Origin of the sequence: Micromonospora sp. NPDC049662, from assembly GCF_040675055.1 — a bacterium.
GTDB lineage: Bacteria > Actinomycetota > Actinomycetes > Mycobacteriales > Micromonosporaceae > Micromonospora.
The window spans coordinates 44,421-60,629 of record NZ_JBFAOC010000032.1 but is presented as its reverse complement, the minus strand read 5'-3'; the positions used below and the strand labels follow the sequence as shown (position 1 = coordinate 60,629).

Sequence of the window (16,209 nt, the reverse complement as noted above, 5' to 3'; positions counted from 1 at the left end):
GGCACGTCTACCCACCCAGGGCGATCACGTTCGTGCGACGGATCAGTTGCAGGTCGTGACGGAGAGCGAGCTGTCGCCGCAGAGCAGCAGGCTCGCCCGGCTACCGCCACCCGTGCGGTCGGCCGGAGCCATCTCCAGGCCCTGGAGGTCCAGAAGCGCCATGTCGTTCACCTCCCTTCCATTCCTTCGTCGATCCGGTCGCCCCCGCTGTCGCGGGGGAGTCTCTGCGCGCCCGGCAGGGGCGCGAGGAAGGGCAGCACCGGCGGGTTGTCGTCCCGCGCGCAGGTCAGCGCGTACAGCACGCCGGCGGTGCCGGTGCCGAAGTCCATCGAGAGCCGGAGCAGCTGCTCACCGGGGAAGGCGGTCCCCTCCCGGTACGGCAGCGCGTGCCAGGCCAGCCGGTCCACCTGCGCGTCGAGCTCCCGGCGGTCGCCGTCGTGAACTGAGGCGGCGAGGTAGGTGATGATGCCGGCCCGACCGGCGAAGAGCCCGGTCTGCGCGTAGAACGGTGACCGTGCCGCACGGCGGATCCCCGCGCTGGCCTGTGCGAACCCGTCGTCGTCGCGATGGCGCAGGTACTGATCGAGAACCAGTCCGATGCCGACGCTGCCGTGTGCCAGGTACGGCATGGTCCGCCAGCCCTCGTTGACCTCCAGGGCGCCGTCCGGGCGCAGCACGCACCGGCGCAGATCCTGGCGCAACGCCGTGGCGGCGTGCCCCAACAGGTCCTCGTCGCCGCTGAGCTCGTAGAGCCGCAGCAGCGTCAACGCCGGTCCGGTCCGGCCGCGCAGCAGCCCGGCGTACGGGTGGCGTCCGCCGCTGATGTCCGGGCCGGGATCGTCGGGCAGCTGCCCGATCAGCCGCTCGGCGGCCCGCCACGCGGCATCGCGCAACGACACCTCCCCGGTACGGGCGGCCAACTCGGCCAGGTTGAGCGCGATCCCGGACAGTCCGCTCGCCAGGCTGTGGTCGAGTCCGTCCAGCGGCTCGCGCAGGCAGATGTCGAGCACGTCCAGCGCGTCCTGCCGGCGGCCGAGGCTCTCGAGGGCGTGGGCGACACCGTGCAGGCCGTCGTAGAAGCCGCAGCGGGTGCCGGACGGGGGCGCGGTCGCCCGTCGTACCAGCCAGTCCTCGTGTTCGGGCCACCGTCCGACGCCGCTGGTGTGCAGCGCGTACAGCACTCCCGCCGCCCCGTGGGCGAGGTTGAGGCCGCCGCTGCGGAACTGCTCGATGTCGCCGGGGAAGAGCCGGTCGGCGCGTGTCGGGGTGGCGCTGGCCAGGATGGCGCTCGCCAGCCTGTCCCGGGTGACGGGTGCGTCGTGCGCGGCCGTCACCTGCGGGCCGCCGGTTATCTCCTCGACCGCCGGGTCGAGGAAGGACCTCGGCACTGGAAAGTTCGCGGCGATGACGTCGGCCAGGTGCGCCGCCTTCGCCGGGGCGAGCCGCACCAGCTGGGTCAGCGGCAGGAACAGCGCCAACCGCAGGCAGGCCAGGGCGTACCTGTCGACCGCCGGTCCGGTCCGGTCGCGGGGAGCCGCGAAGCCCTGGTTGCGCAGCCCCGGTCGGCGGTGCCCGTCGATCGGCGCGGCCACCTCGAAGTCGACGAGGGCGACCCGGTCGTCCGGACGGATCATGATGTTGAACAGGTGCAGGTCGCCGTAGACCAGGCCGCGTTCGTGGATCGCCGCGATGAGGGACTCGACCTGCTCGTGGACGTGCCGGGCCCAGCGGGCGTACGCCGCCCGGTCCTCGTCCGTCGCGTCCGCGTCGATCAGCGGATACCTGTCGACCAGCATCTTGTTCAACGGTCGACCCTCGATGAACTCCAGCGCGAGGAACCGGTGCTCGCCCAGCTCGAACTCGTCGTGCACCCGGGGCACCTGCGGCAGGTCGGCGAGTTGCCGCAGGGCGTCGGCCTCGCGGGCCAGCCGGGCGACGGCGTCGGCGCCGTCGGCGTCCAGGCCGGCGTGCGGCCGGGCCTCCTTCAGCACGACCTCGGTGTCGGTGCGCAGGTCGCGGCCCACGTACAGGCCACCGCCGTTGGAGAAGTGGATCACCCGTTCGATCCGGTACGGCACCTGGTCGGTGCTGGTGCCGCTGCGCGCCGCGAGGTGCGGGCCGAGGAAGTCGGGCAGGGTGACCCAGGACGGCACGTGGAAGACGGGATCGCGCCGGTCCGGCACCAGCGTGCCGGAGTCGTCCTCGATCGCCGGCACCACCTGACCGTCGGGCGAGTGGCAGTAGCGGGCGGCGAAGCCGCCGTAGCGCACGTGGATCGGGCCGGCGCCATAGCGCAGGTCGCTGAGGATGTACGGCCCGGACTCGCCGGTGAGCAGCTCGTCGAGCTCCTTGCAGACCAGCTCCAGCTCCGCCTCGTCGCGCGGGTAGACGGTGACGAACTTGCCGCTGGCGGCCCGGGAGGCGTACTTGGAGTTGCGCAGCAGCAGTGTGCGGGGCCCCCGGAGGAACTTGAAGGACAGGCCCCGGGGTACGCAGTAGTCCCAGACGGCGTCCAACACGCGCTCGGCGTTCGCCAGACCCGCCGACACGTGGATCTTCCAGCCCTGCTGCGGCAGCGAACCGCCGTCCGGGGCGTAGATCAGCCAGTCGTCGAGCGGCTCACGACGCCAGCCGGTCGGGATGTCCCGCTCGGCGGCCGGAAAGACCGGCTGCGCGACGGCGCTGCCGAGCGAGTCGTAGAACAGGCGATCCGCGGCGCAGTAGCTGTCGTAGCGTTCGTCCACTGTCCCGCCGCCTCTCGATTCCGGCCGGCTGCTGTCGTCCGGCGTTGCATCGAGTCTCATCGACGGGGCCCGGTGGGCTCCAGTGCGCTAAGTCACCGACCGTGATGCGAGGTGCACACGAACTCGTGACAATAGTCAGGCACTGCCGAGGTTTGAAAAGACGACAGGTGGGCACCGGGCCGTCGCCCGATCCCCACCTGTCGTCGCGCACGTCGTCAGCTCAGGTACTTCTCCCACGGGCCGGTGATCGCCAGGGTCAGGCCCGGGTCCTGCATGTTGACGAACAGCACCTTCCCGTCGGCGCTGAAGGTCGGGCCACAGAACTCCGAGTCGTTGAGCTGGTTGCGGGCGATCGCGTACGTCGGCCCGCCCGGGATGGTGCTGAGCACGTGCGAGGCGCCCTTGCCGTCCTCGGCGAGCACGAGGCTCCCCCACGGGGTGACCGTCACGTTGTCCGGGCCGTCGAAGGTGATGTCGGTGTACTTGACCGGCGTCCCCTCCTCGGCGGCGGCCTGGTGCGGGAAGTACGTCACGAGCTGGATGGTCTGGTCCTTGAAGCTGTAGAACCAGACCATGCCGTCGTGCGGCGCCGCGTCGGCCGGCAGGTCGCCCTCGTCCCAGGCGTAGGAGTTGACGACGTATACGCCCTCGTCGGTGCTCCAGACGCCCTCGAACTTGCGGCCACGGGTGACCTGACCGTCGGCGAACTGCTCGCGTACGGAGGTGTGCCGCGCGTCGCGGTCCGGCACCTCGATCCACCGGACCGGGAACGGGCGGCCGAGCTGGGCGGAGGTCAGGTAGGCGACGTCCGGCAGCACGGAACCGTCGTCCATGATGATCTGCATGGCGGCGAGGACACCGGCGTCCGGCGCGAGGCGGGTCAGCACACCCGGGCCCAGCTTCACGCCGCGCGGCGCGGACCAGCGGTAGAAGAGGCCGTTGGGCTCGTCGGCGTCCTCGGAGAGGTAGACGTGGGTGCGGTCCCGGTCGATCGCCAGCGCCTCGTGGGAGTAGCGACCCAGACACTTGATCGGCCGCGGGTCAGCGCTGCCGTCGGCCCAGACCTCGAAGACGTACCCGTGGTCCTTGGCGTAGACGCCGGAGCGGTCGCCCTCCTCCCACCTGTCGCCGGCGCGGTCCTCGGTCTCCTCGCAGGTCAGCCAGGTGCCCCACGGGGTCGGGCCGCCGGCGCAGTTGGAGATGGTGCCGGAGAGGGCGACGAACTCGCCCAGGTTGCGGCCCGCGAGATCGGTCGTGATCACCGTGCAGCCACCGGCGTCGACGGCGCCCGGGTCGTAGACGGTGCCCTTGACGTGCGGTACGCCGAACTCAGCGCCCGGGTCGATCTCGTGGTTCTGGATCAGGGTGTAGCGGCCGCGTCCGGCGTCGTAGACGGCCATGCCGTCGTGGTCCGCCGGGGTCACGCCCTGACCACGGTCGAGGCGGGTGACGCCGGTACGGGTGACGATCGTGTAGCGGAAGCCCTTGGGCAGGGCCAGGATCCCCTTGGGGTCGTCCACCAGCGGCGGGAAGGGAACGCGACCAGCCCCGCCCGGCGAGTGCGGTCGGGCGGGGCTGGCCTGCGCCAGGGACGGCAGGCCACCGGCGACGGCGAGGCCCACACCGGCGGCGGCGCCGCCGGCGAGGAAGGTACGACGGGAGGAAGGCACGGGGATCAGCTCCTGATCAAGACAGTGCGACGGCCGAAAGCCAACCCGCACCGACGAACACCGAAGCGTCAGCTGTGGGCTCCACCGGTGACATCGGGGTGAAGAAACGGCGTCACCGGGGTCGTCGCGGTGACGCCCAGCCCTGCTCGTGCAGCCGTTCGATGCCGTCCAGCAGCAGGTCGAGCGCGAACTCGAACTCGAACTGGTCATCGCAGCCCTGCCCCACGACCGACTCGTCGTCGTGGGACGCCGCGGTGGCGATCTCCGCCAGGTGTGGGAACCGGGCGGCGAACTCCGGCGGCATCGCCGCGGCGGGTTCGGGGCTGGCCGCTCCGGACCGACCGGCGCGGCGGGAGTCGTCGAACAGCTCCTGGCTGAAGCCCAGCACCCGGCTGCCCATCGTGTGCATGACGTGGTGTGCGAGGTTCGCGGAGAACCCACCGGCCCGGAGGGTGCCGACCACCGAGTCGAGGTAGGCCAGGACGGCCGGCGTCGCCATGGTCCGCGACTCGATGGCCAGCGGCGCCCAGGGGTGCCGGCGCAGCACCGCCCGCGCCGAGAGGATGCGCCGGCGGATGGCGTCCTTCCAGGTGGTGTCGCGCTCGGGTGGGTCGATCTGGCCGACGACCACGTCGATCATGCCGTCGAGCAGTTCGTCCTTGTTGGCCACGTGCTTGTAGAGAGCCATCGGCACGACGCCCAGGTCCTGGGCGAGGTTGCGCATGCTGAGTGATTCGATGCCGGTCTCGTCGGCGAGCGCGACGGCCGCCCGCAGGATGCGGTCCCTGCTCAACGGCGTACGGCGCAGCGTCTCAGCCTGCTCGACCATCTCGTCCTCGTCCTGTCCGGCGGTTGTTGAACGATAACCACCATTGACAGGTGTACGGCGTACACCTACCGTTGGTGTACACCGTACACCCCAGGGAGGGGCCATGAAGGCGATCGTGCAGGACCGGTACGGCGGCCCGGAAACACTCGTTCTCGGCGACGTCGACACGCCGACACCCGCCCCGAACGACGTGCTCGTGCGGGTGCGGGCCGCCTCGCTCAACGCGTACGACTGGCACGCCATGCGCGGCGATCCCCGGATGGCGCGGTTGGCGATGGGCCTGTCGCGGCCCCGCGCACGCATCCGCGGTCGGGACATCGCCGGCCGCGTCGAGGCCGTCGGGGCCGACGTACGCGACATCCGGGTGGGCGACGCGGTCTTCGGCGACCTCGGCGACGCCAACGGCGCGTTCGCCGAGTACGCGTGCGTGCCCCGGACGCAGGTCGCACAGATGCCAACGAACCTGACCCCCCAGCAGGCGGCGGCCCTGCCACTGGCCGGCACCACGGCGCTCCTGGGACTCTGCGACGTCGGGCGGGTCGAGCCCGGTCAGCGCCTGCTCGTCAACGGCGCCTCGGGCGGCGTCGGCACCCTCGCGGTGCAACTGGGCAAGGCGCTCGGCGCGACCGTGACCGGGGTCTGCAGCACCCGCAACGTCGACCTGATCCGCTCCCTCGGCGCCGACGACGTCGTCGACTACCGCCGGGACGACTTCGCCGACGGCTCACGCCGCCACGACGTCGTGCTCGACCTGGTCGGCAACCGCTCCCTCACCGACCTGCGGCGCGCGCTGACACCGACCGGGACGCTGGTGCTCTCCGGCGGCGGCGTGTACGGAGGCGGCAGCCTCGTCGGGCCGGTGTGGCTGATCGCGCGCGGACGACTACTCGCGCCGCTGGTCCGGCAGCGCGTCGTCACGCTCACCACGACGCCGGGCCGGCAGCACCTCGACACGCTCCGCGCCCACGTCGAGGCCGGCCGCCTCACCCCGGTCGTCGACCGGACGTACCCGCTGCACGAGGTGCCCGACGCCATCCGGTACGTCGAGGGCGAACACGCGCGGGCCAAGGTCGTCATCACCATCTGACGTCCGCCGCGCGACCGCATCCGCCGGCACGGACGTCCACCAGCGTCGCGACGCCAGCGCGGCCAGGCCCGCACCGGCGGCGTTGAGCAGCACGTCGTCCACCGAGGACACCCGGTCGAGCCGCAGGACGTACTGCGCGGCCTCCACCAGGACCGAGCAGCCCGCCCCGAGCAGCAGAACCCGGCGCACCGACGTCAACGCCGCGAACCGCAGCGGGGCGAAGAACCCCAGCGCCGCGAACACCAGCAGATTGCCGACGATCTGGCCCGTCGCCCTCGACGGGCCACCATCGACGACGATCGTGACCAGGTCCCGTAGCGGCACGAGGTTCACCCGACCGGCGACGACGCCGGCCGCCGACCCCGGCAGGAGGATCATCCACACCCACGGCACCGTCCCGTAGACGATGCCGACCTCCGCCGCCGACTTGCGCCACGCGTGCGGGTCACCGGCGGCACGCCGACGACGCGCCAGGGCCCACACCGCCAGCGCGGCCAGCGGCAGGACGACCACCGTGACGACGGCGACGCCGGTGAAGGTGCCGAACCAGCCGTGCCAGCCCCGGAGCATGGCTATCCGACGCCCTTCCACTGCGTCGCCGGGGTGAGCGGCACGAGCACCGGCCGGCGCGGCGTCGTCGTCAGCTCGATCCGCCGGCCCTGCGCCGCCGACTCCAGCAGCGCGGTCATCGTCTCGAGGACGTGCAGGGCGACGTCGCCACCGGCGCGGGGCGCACGCTGGCGGTCGGCCAGGACGAAGTCGAGCAGGCCGATCCCCCGGCCGCTCTCGGCGTACCCGGCGCGCGCCTGGAGGGCACGCCACTCGTCGCCACCGAGCGCGAAGTGGCGGACCTCGCCGTCGAAGTAGTTCGGGTCCGGCACGGCGAGCGTGCCGGTCTCCCCGTGGACCTCGATGGGCGCGGCGGTCGTCGCGATGCCGTCGAAGCTCGTGGTGATGGTGGACAGCGCGCCGTCGACGTGTTCGAGGACGCCGGTGACGTGGGTGTCCACCCGAACCGGGATGTGTTCGCCAGCGCGTGGGCCCGAACCGATGACGCGCTCGGAGCGCAGGCGGCTGGCGGCCCCGACCACCGCGCGGACCGGCCCGAGCAGGTGCACGAGCGCCGAGATGTAGTACGGCCCCATGTCGAACAGGGGGCCACCGCCGGGGGTGTAGTAGAAGTCCGGGTGCGGGTGCCAGCGCTCGTGACCGGCCGTGACCATGACGGCCGTCGCGGACATCGGGCGGCCGATCAGGCCGTCGTCGATCGCCGCACGCGCCGTCTGCGTGCCCGTGCCCAGGACGGTGTCCGGCGCGCATCCGATGTGGACGCCCGCCGAGGCGGCGCGGTCGACGATCGAGCGGCCGTCCGGGAACGTCACGGCGAGCGGCTTCTCGACGTACACGTTCTTGCCGGCGTCGATCGCGGCGCGTGAGACGTCGGCATGCGCCGCGGGGATCGTCAGGTTGAGCACCGTGTGCACGTCCGGGTGGGCGAGCAGGCGCTCGACGCTCATCGCCGCACTGCCGGGGACCGTGGCCGCCGCCGCGGCCGACCGGGACTCGTCGAGGTCGGCCAGCGCGGCGATCCGCACCGCGGGGTGGTGCGCGAGGGTGTCCAGGTACGCGCGGGAGATGACCCCGAGACCTACGATGCCGACGCCGTGCGGGTCGCCCACACCATCCCCCTCTCGATGACGGTACGTACCGACGGGTGCTCCAGCACGTCGAGGTTGTGGCCCGGAGTTGTCACGACGACGCGGCCCGCGCCCCAGCGGCGGGTCCAGATCGCCGGCGAGGTGACCGGCCGGTGCCACGGATGCCACTCCCGCGTGGGGTGGGTGGTGACGGCCAGGACGTCGATCAGGTCGTCGTGCAGCACCCAGTACTGCTCGCTGACCAGGTCGAAGTCCTCGATGCCGGCGGTGATCGGGTGTTCCCGGCCGAGGTCGGTGACGCGCACGGTGTGCGGCAGGAAGTTGTCCTCCTCCGCACCGTGGCGCTCGCACGGCTCCTTGCCCGGGTGGTTGGCGAACTGGCCGCCCACCAGGTGCAGGTACTCCGCCGAGGCACGGAACGCGTCCACCATGCCGCCGTGCCAGCCGGTGAAGCCCGTGCCGGCGACGACCGCCGCGGCGAGTCCGGCCACCTGGGCCGAGGTGATCTCCGACATCGTCATGCACTGCACGATCAGGTCGGTGCCGGCCAACTCGTCGACATCGGCGTAGATCTCCGTCGACTCCTCGACCCGTACCGCGTAGCCGTTGCGTTCGAGGAAGGGGATGAACAACTCGGTCGCCTTGACCGGCTGGTGCCCCTCCCATCCGCCTCGGACCACAAGTGCTCTCGGCTGCGTCACCGTCGCTCCTTCCACCGTCCGTCGCCACCGGGCCGACCGCTGCCGCCCCGGCGTTTGTCGGGCATCGAAACCGTACCCGTGCGGCCGTGTCACGGCACGGCGCGGTGCGCGCCGGATCGTACGTCGGATGGCCGATTGTCCACGTTCAGCGCCGTCGATACGGTGATTCCGTGTTCGGGGAGGCCGTGCAGGAGCTTCGGCGCAGCAGCGCGTTGACCCAGGAGGATCTGGCCGCGAAGACCGGGCTGTCGGTCCGTCACCTGCGGGACCTGGAGGCCGGGCGGATCGCCCGACCGCGTCCCGCGACGATGCTGTTGCTCGCCGACGCCTTCGGTCTACAGGGGTCGAGACGGGACCGTTTCCTCGCCGGGGCGCCCACCCCGCCCCCGTCCAGTGGCGTTCCGGCGCAGTTGCCGGCGGACGGTTTCGGCTTCGTCGGCCGCGAGGGCGCGCTGGCCCGCCTCGACGAGATCCTGGCCCGGTCGGTGGATCAGCCGACCGCGATGGGGCTCGCGATCGTCTCCGGCACCGCCGGGGTGGGCAAGACCGCGCTCGCGGCGCACTGGGCGCACCGCGTCGCCGCGCACTTCCCCGACGGCCAGCTCTACGTCAACCTGCGCGGCTTCGACCCGGGCGGCGTCCCGCTCAGTCCGAGCACGGCGCTCGCCGGGTTCGTCAACGCTCTCGCGGGACCGGCGGCCCGCCCGTCGACCGGGCTGGACGAGCAGGTCGCCCGGTACCGGAGCCTGCTGGCCGGCCGACGGGTGCTCGTCGTACTGGACAATGCCGGCGACGCCGACCAGGTACGCCCGCTGCTGCCGGGAGCGCCGGGCTGCTTCGTCCTCGTCACCAGCCGCCACCAGTTCCTGGGCCTGGTCAGCGTGAACGGCGCCCATCCGGTCACCCTGGACGTCATGTCCGGGGCCGAGTCCCGCGCGCTGCTGACCCGACGCCTCGGCGCGGAACGCGTGGCCGCCGAGCCCGAGGCCGTCGACGCCATCCTCGGCGCTTCCGCCGGGCTGCCGCTGGCGCTGTCGGTCGTGGCCGCCCGCGCGGCGATCCACAGTGGGTTCCGGTTGACGGACCTGGCCGCGCACCTGCGCCCGGAGGCCGATCGCCTCGACGCCTTCGACGGCGGTGAACCCGTCACCGACCTGCGGCTGGTCATGTCCTGGTCGTACCGGACGCTCGACCCGGCCACCGCCGGGCTGTTCCGGCTGCTGAGCGTGCATCCGGGCCCGGACTTCGCCGTCGCGGCGGCGGCCAGCCTCGCCGGGATCACGCCCGCGCGGGCCCACCGCCACCTGACCGAGCTGACCCGGGCCCACCTGCTCAACGAGCACCGGCCCGGCCGGTTCACGTACCACGACCTGCTGCGCGCGTACGCCGCCGAGCTGACGGCGGTCGAGGACGGCGAGGCGGACCGTCACGCGGCCCGTACCCGCCTGCTCGACCACTACCTCGGCGTCGCGTACGCCGCCGACGAACTGCTCTATTCGCAGCGGGACCGACTGCCGATCGACCCGCCGGGGCCGGGGGTCGCGCCGGTGCCACTGGCCGACCGGGACGCGGCGCTGGCGTGGTTCACCGACGAGCACCCGGTGCTGCTCTCGGCGCTGCGGCTGGCCGCCGACCACGGTTTCGACCGTCACACGTGCCACCTGGCCTGGGCGATCACCACCTATCTCAACCAGCGCGGCTACTGGGAAGACTGGACCGGCAGCCTGCGGGCGGCGTTGTCGGCGGCCGTCCGGCTGGCCGACGACCGGGCCGAGGCGTACGCCCACGGGGTGCTCGGCTTCGCCGGCATCGCGCTGCACCGGTACGCGGACGCGCAGCGCCACCTGGAGCTGGCGTACGACCGGTACCGGCGGCTGGACGACCTCGCCGGGCAGGCCCGCGCCGAACTGAACCTCGGCTGGATCCGCGACCAGACGGGCGAGCCCGAGTTGGCCCTCGGCCACGCCCGGGAGGCGCTGCGGCTGCACCGGCAGGCCGGCCACGTCACCGGCCAGGCCTTCGCGCTGAACGCGGTGGGCTGGTCCCAGGGCCAGCTCGGCGACCACCACGCCGCGATCGAGAGCTGCCAGCAGGCGCTGGCCCTGTTCACGTCGGCGGAGAACGTGCTCGGGCAGGCGATCACCTGGGGCAGCCTCGGGCAGTCGCACCTTCAGCTCGACGCGTTCACCGACGCGGTCACCTGCTACGGGCACGCCGTCCGCCTGCGCCGCGAGATCGGTCACCGCCGGTTGGAGGCGGACGCGTTGGTGAGTCTCGGCGACGCTCACCTGGCCGCCGGCGACGCCCCGTCAGCCCGCCTGGCGTGGCAGCGGGCGCGGGACATCCTCTCCTCGCTCGGCGAGGCCGACACCGGGGCGCTCGACGCCAAACTCGCGCAGCCGCGCTGAGTGCCCCAGGTGCCCCGCGTACCGGTCAGAACGTGGCGATCGGGTTGACCGGGCTGCCGGACGTGCCGGCGAAGCGGACCGGTGCGACGGCGAGCTGGAAGTCCCACTGGCCGAGTTCGGCGGCGGTCGTCGCGCACGCCTCCAGGTCGCAGTTGTCGAGCAGCCAGAGACCCATCGCGACGAGACCGACGGCGTGCACGGGCATCAACACGTCGTCGTACCCCGAGGGCTGGACGTCCTGCGGGGAGTCGGCGGCGATCAGCGCGACGCCGCGCTCGTGGAGCCACGGCAGGCAGGACGCGTGCCAACCGGTCTGCGCGAAACCGGTGGCCGAGCGCCCCTCGCGCCGGAAGCGCCCGTGGCCGGTACGCAGGAGCACCGCGTCGCCGACACCCACCCGTACGCCCTGGCGGCGCTCGGCCTCTTCGAGGTCGTCGGGGAACACCCCCTGGCCCGGTTCCCACCAGGGGACGTCGCGGGCCCCGGCGACGTCCAGCAGGACACCGCGGGTGATGATGCCGTCCGCCGCCGCCGTGACGGCCGCCCACGCCGAGCCCGCCGCCTCGTCGACCAGCGAGTGGGACCGCCCGTTGTACATCGCGCCGTCCCAGAAGATGTGGCACGGCGAATCGAGGTGGGTGATGGTGTTGCCGTGGTACGTGATGCCGAGTCGCTCGTTCGAGAAGCCCCAGCGCCGGTCGGCGTGGAAGGCGGCCGGCATGTTCTCGGCGCCCGGCATCTCCACGGCGTACGGGCACGTCGTCGTCGACCGTTCCATCTCCCCCGGCACGGTGACCTCCCACGCGCAGGACACACTCCTGCCACGGCGCACGGCCCGCGCCGCCGCCAGTCGGACGTCGTCGGTGATGTGGTTCAGCGTGCCGCGCTCGTCGTCGTCGCCCCACCGGCCCCAGTTCGACAGCTTGTCGAAGTATCCGAGCACGTCCTCCTGCGTCGGCAACGCCCGCTCTGCCGTCATCGCGGCACCTCCTGTCCGGCCTTCCTGCATCGCAGGCAGGGTATCCCCCGGCGCGTCAGGTCTGGATGGTGAACGTGGCGACGACGCCGTTGTGGTCGGACGCGGTGCCGCCGACGATGTCGTATCCGGTCATCCACATGAGCTGGTACTCGGGCAGCCGCTTCCAGAAGTAGATGTAGTCGATGTGCCGGTTGCCGTGCGTACCGGTGCCCTTCTCGCCGTACAGGTTGTAGTTGGAGCGCAGGTTGGGCAGTTCGTTGGCCTCGAAGACCCGCCACGGGAACTTCGCGTACCCGAAGGCGCGGTCGGCGCTGAAGTCGACGTTGAGGTCACCGCTCACGATGACCTGGCCTCCGCCCTGCTTGTCGACCGCCAGGTCCTTGAGTCCCTGGAACTGCGCCTCGGCGCACCGGGTGCGCGGCAGGTCCTCCGGCCGGCCGGCGTCTTCGATGCCGGCCACCGCGTGGGCGTTGATGTGTGTCACGGTCCGACCGCTGGCCTTGTGGCGGTACGTGACCCAGTTGTTGTACCGCGCGGGCGGCACCTCGCCCGGGCCGTTGGTGTCACATACGAAGATCGAGCCCTTGTCCCGTACGTCGAACATGCTCCGGCGGGCGATCAGTGCCTCACCGGCCTGGTTGGTGCCGCCCGGCGCGTACAACCACCATCCGTTGTCGGCGGCCCAGTTCTCCAGGAAGTCCTTGCGGTTGCCGACCTCGTTGAGACCGACGAGGTCCGCCCGGGACGCGATCAGGTTCAGGTCGTGCGCGAAGTCGGCCTGGCTCAACCCGTTGTAGATGTTCAGCGTCGCCGCCCGCAAGGCCGTGGTCGCGGCGGCCGCCGGTGTGGCCGGCAGCAGGGCCGCCACCAGCGCGATGGCGGCCGCGAGAGCACCAAGGGCGCGGGCTGGGCGGCGTGTTGTCGTCGGCATCGACTCCCCTTCGCACACGTGAGGACCGCCGTCGGTGGCGGTCGGCGCACTCTATCGATCTCAGTCGACCTGATGCCGAACGCGGAAGTACGCGGAGGCGACAGCTTGGGGTCGCGGGCCGGTGGGGGTCCAGCCCTGCGGGTCGGCCAGCACCACCGCCTGTGCGGCGATGACGCGTTCACCGTCAGAGGTGAGCACGGGAGCTCAGCTTTCTTGCGTGTCACGCATCTTTGCGTGGCACGCAAGAAGTGCTAGGGTGGTGGCATGACGGGGCTGCGGGAGCGCAAGAAGGCCGAGACGCGGGCGGCGCTCGGCTGGGCCGCGATCCACCTCACCGCCGAGCGCGGCTACGACAACGTCCGCGTCGAGGACATCGCCGAGGCGGCCGGCGTCTCCCCGCGTACCTTCAACAACTACTTCTCCAGCAAGGCCGAGGCCATCGCCTCCCGCCACCTCGACCGCAGCCTACGCACCGCCGCCGCGCTGCGCGAACGCCCCGCCGACGAGCCGCTGTGGGCCGCGCTCACCCAGGCCGCGCTGGCGCAGTTCACGCGCGGCCCCGAGGTCGAGGCGATGCCCTCCCCCGCGCACGCCCAGTGGGTGGCCGGCGTCCGCACCATGCTCGCCGAGCCCGCCCTCCAGGGCGAGCGCCTGCGCGCCGTCGCAACCGCCGAGGCCGAGTTGGCCAACGCGGTCGCCGAACGCACCGGGACCGACCTCGCCACCGACATGTACCCGAGGCTCGTCGCGGCCGCCGCCAGCGCGGCCGTCGCCGTCGCCATGCAGCACTACCTCGACAGCGCCGACCCGCCCACTCCGATCGAACACCTCATCACCGACGCCTTCGCCCAGGTCGCCGCCGGCCTCCCCGCGCCGCCCCGCTGACGCGCCGGCCCGCACCCGGGCACCCCTCACCCACCATCCTCAGCCGCGTCACACCCCGCGGCGGGCCGGTCGTACGCCGCGCCCGCCGTGGCGACGACGCACGCCCCGAAGGGATCACGACCGTGATCGACGTCCTCATCGTCGGCGCCGGCCCCAACGGCCTGATGCTCGCCTGCGAACTGGCTCTCGCCGGTGTCCACCCCGTCGTCCTCGAACGCCACCCGACGCCCGGCGGCGAGCCCCGCGCCAACGGCCTCGTCGGCCAGGTCGTCCGCCTCCTCGACCGGCGCGGCCTGTACGCGCGCCTCAGCGGCGACAGCAACCCGCCGTCCCCGCAACCCGCCTTCACCTTCGGCGCGTTCCCGCTGGACCTCACGGTGCTCACGGACAACCCGCACTACGTGCTCGGCGTGCCGCAGGCCCAGCTCGAAGCCGCCCTCGCCGCCCGCGCCGCCGAACTCGGCGTCGACCTGCGCCGCGGCCACGAGGTCGTCGACCTGCGCCAACGGCCCGACGCGGTCGAGGTCGACCTCGCCGACGGTACGCGGCTCACCGCCCGCTTCGTCGTCGGCGCGGACGGCGGCCGCAGCCGGGTACGCCGTACCGCCGGCATCGACTTCCCCGGCGTCACCAACGACCGGTCGGTCTCCCGTACCGCGACGGTGACCGTCCCCGCGTCGTTCCTCGACCCCGAGACCGGCGGCCTGCTCGCCCCCGGCTACGGGGTCGTGCCGCCGTTCCTGCACACCCGCACGCCGCGCGGCCTGATCGCCTGGGCCCCGTTCCCCGGCCGGCCGGCGCTGGTCAGCACCACGGAGTGGCCCGACGCGCCGACGAGCGACGAGACCCCGATGAGCCTGGCCGAGCTGCGCGCCAGCGTCACCCGGGTGCTCGGCGTCGACGTGCCTCTCGGTCCACCCGACGGCCCCGGCCTGCTCCGCCGGCTGACCGGTCGCAACACCCGGATCGCCGCCCGCTACCGCGCCGGTCGGGTGCTGCTGGTCGGCGACGCCGCGCACGTGCACCCCGCCATCGGTGGCCCCGGCCTCAACCTCGGCCTGCAGGACGCCGTGAACCTGGGGTGGAAGCTCGCCGCCACCGTGCGCGGCTGGGCGCCGGAGGGTCTGCTCGACACGTACGAGACCGAACGTCGTCCGGTCGCCGAGCGGGTCGTCATGTCCACCGAGGCACAGTCGGCGCTGATCGGTCCCGGCGAGGAGATCACCGGGCTGCGGGAACTCTTCGGCGAACTACTGCGGATACCGGAGGTGACCGGGCACATCGCGGCGCTGATGTCCGGCGCGGACATCCGCTACCCCGCCGATCCCGCCGACCCGATGGCCGGCCGGTCCGCCCCCGACGTGGTCGTGCACGGCGACCGGGGCGTCGTACGACTCGCCGAGCTGACCCGCGGCGCCCGGCCGCTGCTGCTGGACTCCACGGGCGCCTGGGCCGAGGTCGCCGCACCCTGGCGGGACCGGGTGGACGTGGTCACCGGCCACCTGGAGGGCACGACCGCGACCGGGCTGCTGGTCCGCCCCGACTGCTTCGTCGCCTGGTCGGCCGGGGACGCCGGCACGTTGCGCGCCGCGCTCACCCGCCACTTCGGCCGGCCGCTCTGACCATCGGTGGCCGGGAACGCCTCGCGCTCCCGGCCACCGGCTGTCCACAGCGCGGGATCAGTTGGTGATCACCGGCCAGGCGTAGGCGAGCAGCGCGCAGGCGGCGCCGAGCAGCGCGAACGAGATGCCCCGGGTGGGCAGGGGCAGGGCCGCGAGCACGATCAGGATGACGGCGATGATGTAGAGAAATGCCTGGGCGGACATGGAGGTCTCCTCAGTAAGGGGGGTAAGAAAAACGATCAGCCGTCCGGGGTGAACAGCCCCTGGATGCCGACGACAATCGCGATCAGGCCAAAGATCGCGAGCAACAGGCGGACTCCGGTCGCGCCGTCCGACTGCTCCACGCCCGACGCCGGACGACCGGTCAGACGGCCCCACAACAGGGCCAGGCCGACACCGATCCCGACCACCTCGAAGTGGAACACCCGGGGGCCGGACACCAGGTGGACGATCAGGTAGTAGCCGCCGGTCACCAGCGCCACGAGCCCGACCACCCACGCGATCGGCGCCACCCGACCGGCGAGGCGGCCCAGGTCGTCACCGACGCGCGGCAGCAACCGCAGCACGGCGATGGCGAGCAGGAAGCCGCCGACGATGTTGGCGAGGTCGAGCAGCAAAGCCATGATCACGAGGGTCTCCGTCGATCGGACGATCAGCCGGCGGGCAGATACCCATGGACCTGACCGGTTGAAACG

15 protein-coding genes and 1 pseudogene are annotated in these 16,209 nt (G+C 72.5%); 4 read left to right on the top strand and 12 right to left on the bottom strand.

Features of this window, described 5'->3' with window-relative positions; all coding sequences use genetic code 11:
* Positions 1-42 precede the first annotated feature (42 nt).
* The 4 genes from AB0J36_RS22605 to AB0J36_RS22590 form a co-directional block, all read right to left on the bottom strand.
* A complete protein-coding gene (locus tag AB0J36_RS22605) occupies positions 43-162 on the bottom strand; it encodes a SapB/AmfS family lanthipeptide (RefSeq protein WP_013734295.1) in 120 nt (39 codons plus the stop codon).
* Positions 163-167: 5 nt separating this feature from the next.
* Positions 168-2,744 (bottom strand): class III lanthionine synthetase LanKC, encoded by a 2,577-nt coding sequence (gene lanKC / locus AB0J36_RS22600; RefSeq protein ID WP_357125398.1) that lies wholly within the window; start codon positions 2,742-2,744, stop codon positions 168-170.
* Positions 2,745-2,959: 215 nt separating this feature from the next.
* Entirely contained in the window at positions 2,960-4,414 is a 1,455-nt protein-coding gene (locus AB0J36_RS22595) for an alkaline phosphatase PhoX (protein ID WP_357392566.1), read from the bottom strand.
* 112 nt (positions 4,415-4,526) lie between these two features.
* Complete coding sequence (locus AB0J36_RS22590) at positions 4,527-5,243, bottom strand: TetR/AcrR family transcriptional regulator C-terminal domain-containing protein (RefSeq protein WP_357125392.1); 717 nt, start codon at positions 5,241-5,243, stop codon at positions 4,527-4,529.
* Positions 5,244-5,346: 103 nt separating this feature from the next.
* Here AB0J36_RS22590 and AB0J36_RS22585 point away from each other — a divergent pair, with 103 nt between their 5' ends.
* On the top strand, positions 5,347-6,330 hold the full coding sequence (locus AB0J36_RS22585; protein ID WP_363661082.1) for an NAD(P)-dependent alcohol dehydrogenase: 984 nt from the start codon (positions 5,347-5,349) through the stop codon (positions 6,328-6,330).
* Between the two features lie 63 nt (positions 6,331-6,393).
* On the opposite strand, the pseudogene AB0J36_RS22580 reads toward AB0J36_RS22585, so the two are convergent.
* From AB0J36_RS22580 to AB0J36_RS22570, 3 genes and pseudogenes are all read right to left on the bottom strand, one after another.
* Positions 6,394-6,708: pseudogene (locus AB0J36_RS22580) on the bottom strand (VanZ family protein); the annotation flags it as partial.
* Positions 6,709-6,902: 194 nt separating this feature from the next.
* Positions 6,903-8,009: a Gfo/Idh/MocA family oxidoreductase gene (locus tag AB0J36_RS22575; protein WP_363661081.1), complete on the bottom strand. Its 1,107-nt coding sequence runs from the start codon at positions 8,007-8,009 to the stop codon at positions 6,903-6,905.
* On the bottom strand, positions 7,979-8,689 hold the full coding sequence (locus AB0J36_RS22570; RefSeq protein ID WP_363661080.1) for a ThuA domain-containing protein: 711 nt from the start codon (positions 8,687-8,689) through the stop codon (positions 7,979-7,981). Before AB0J36_RS22570 ends, AB0J36_RS22575 begins: the two co-directional genes overlap by 31 nt.
* A 170-nt stretch (positions 8,690-8,859) precedes the next feature.
* Here AB0J36_RS22570 and AB0J36_RS22565 point away from each other — a divergent pair, with 170 nt between their 5' ends.
* Positions 8,860-11,097: a tetratricopeptide repeat protein gene (locus tag AB0J36_RS22565; protein WP_363661079.1), complete on the top strand. Its 2,238-nt coding sequence runs from the start codon at positions 8,860-8,862 to the stop codon at positions 11,095-11,097.
* A 25-nt stretch (positions 11,098-11,122) separates the two neighbouring features.
* On the opposite strand, the gene AB0J36_RS22560 is transcribed toward AB0J36_RS22565, so the two are convergent.
* From AB0J36_RS22560 to AB0J36_RS22550, 3 genes are read right to left on the bottom strand one after another with little or no spacing between them, the layout of a single operon-like run.
* Complete coding sequence (locus AB0J36_RS22560) at positions 11,123-12,076, bottom strand: cyclase family protein (RefSeq protein ID WP_357169112.1); 954 nt, start codon at positions 12,074-12,076, stop codon at positions 11,123-11,125.
* 55 nt (positions 12,077-12,131) lie between these two features.
* Positions 12,132-13,007: an endonuclease/exonuclease/phosphatase family protein gene (locus AB0J36_RS22555; protein ID WP_357125373.1), complete on the bottom strand. Its 876-nt coding sequence runs from the start codon at positions 13,005-13,007 to the stop codon at positions 12,132-12,134.
* 60 nt (positions 13,008-13,067) lie between these two features.
* Entirely contained in the window at positions 13,068-13,205 is a 138-nt protein-coding gene (locus AB0J36_RS22550) for a hypothetical protein (protein WP_357125370.1), read from the bottom strand.
* A 66-nt stretch (positions 13,206-13,271) separates the two neighbouring features.
* Here AB0J36_RS22550 and AB0J36_RS22545 point away from each other — a divergent pair, with 66 nt between their 5' ends.
* Positions 13,272-13,892, top strand: coding sequence for a TetR family transcriptional regulator (locus AB0J36_RS22545; RefSeq protein ID WP_357169106.1), 621 nt, complete (start codon positions 13,272-13,274; stop codon positions 13,890-13,892).
* A 122-nt stretch (positions 13,893-14,014) separates the two neighbouring features.
* Positions 14,015-15,514 carry an FAD-dependent monooxygenase gene (locus AB0J36_RS22540; RefSeq protein WP_363661078.1) on the top strand — a complete coding sequence of 500 codons (1,500 nt, stop codon included), beginning with the start codon at positions 14,015-14,017 and terminating at the stop codon, positions 15,512-15,514.
* Positions 15,515-15,571: 57 nt separating this feature from the next.
* Here the strand turns inward: AB0J36_RS22540 and AB0J36_RS22535 are convergent, their stop codons facing one another.
* Both AB0J36_RS22535 and AB0J36_RS22530 read right to left on the bottom strand, forming a co-directional pair.
* Positions 15,572-15,718 (bottom strand): hypothetical protein, encoded by a 147-nt coding sequence (locus AB0J36_RS22535; protein WP_355048005.1) that lies wholly within the window; start codon positions 15,716-15,718, stop codon positions 15,572-15,574.
* A 35-nt stretch (positions 15,719-15,753) separates the two neighbouring features.
* Positions 15,754-16,137: a hypothetical protein gene (locus AB0J36_RS22530; RefSeq protein ID WP_355048247.1), complete on the bottom strand. Its 384-nt coding sequence runs from the start codon at positions 16,135-16,137 to the stop codon at positions 15,754-15,756.
* Positions 16,138-16,209: the final 72 nt, after the last annotated feature.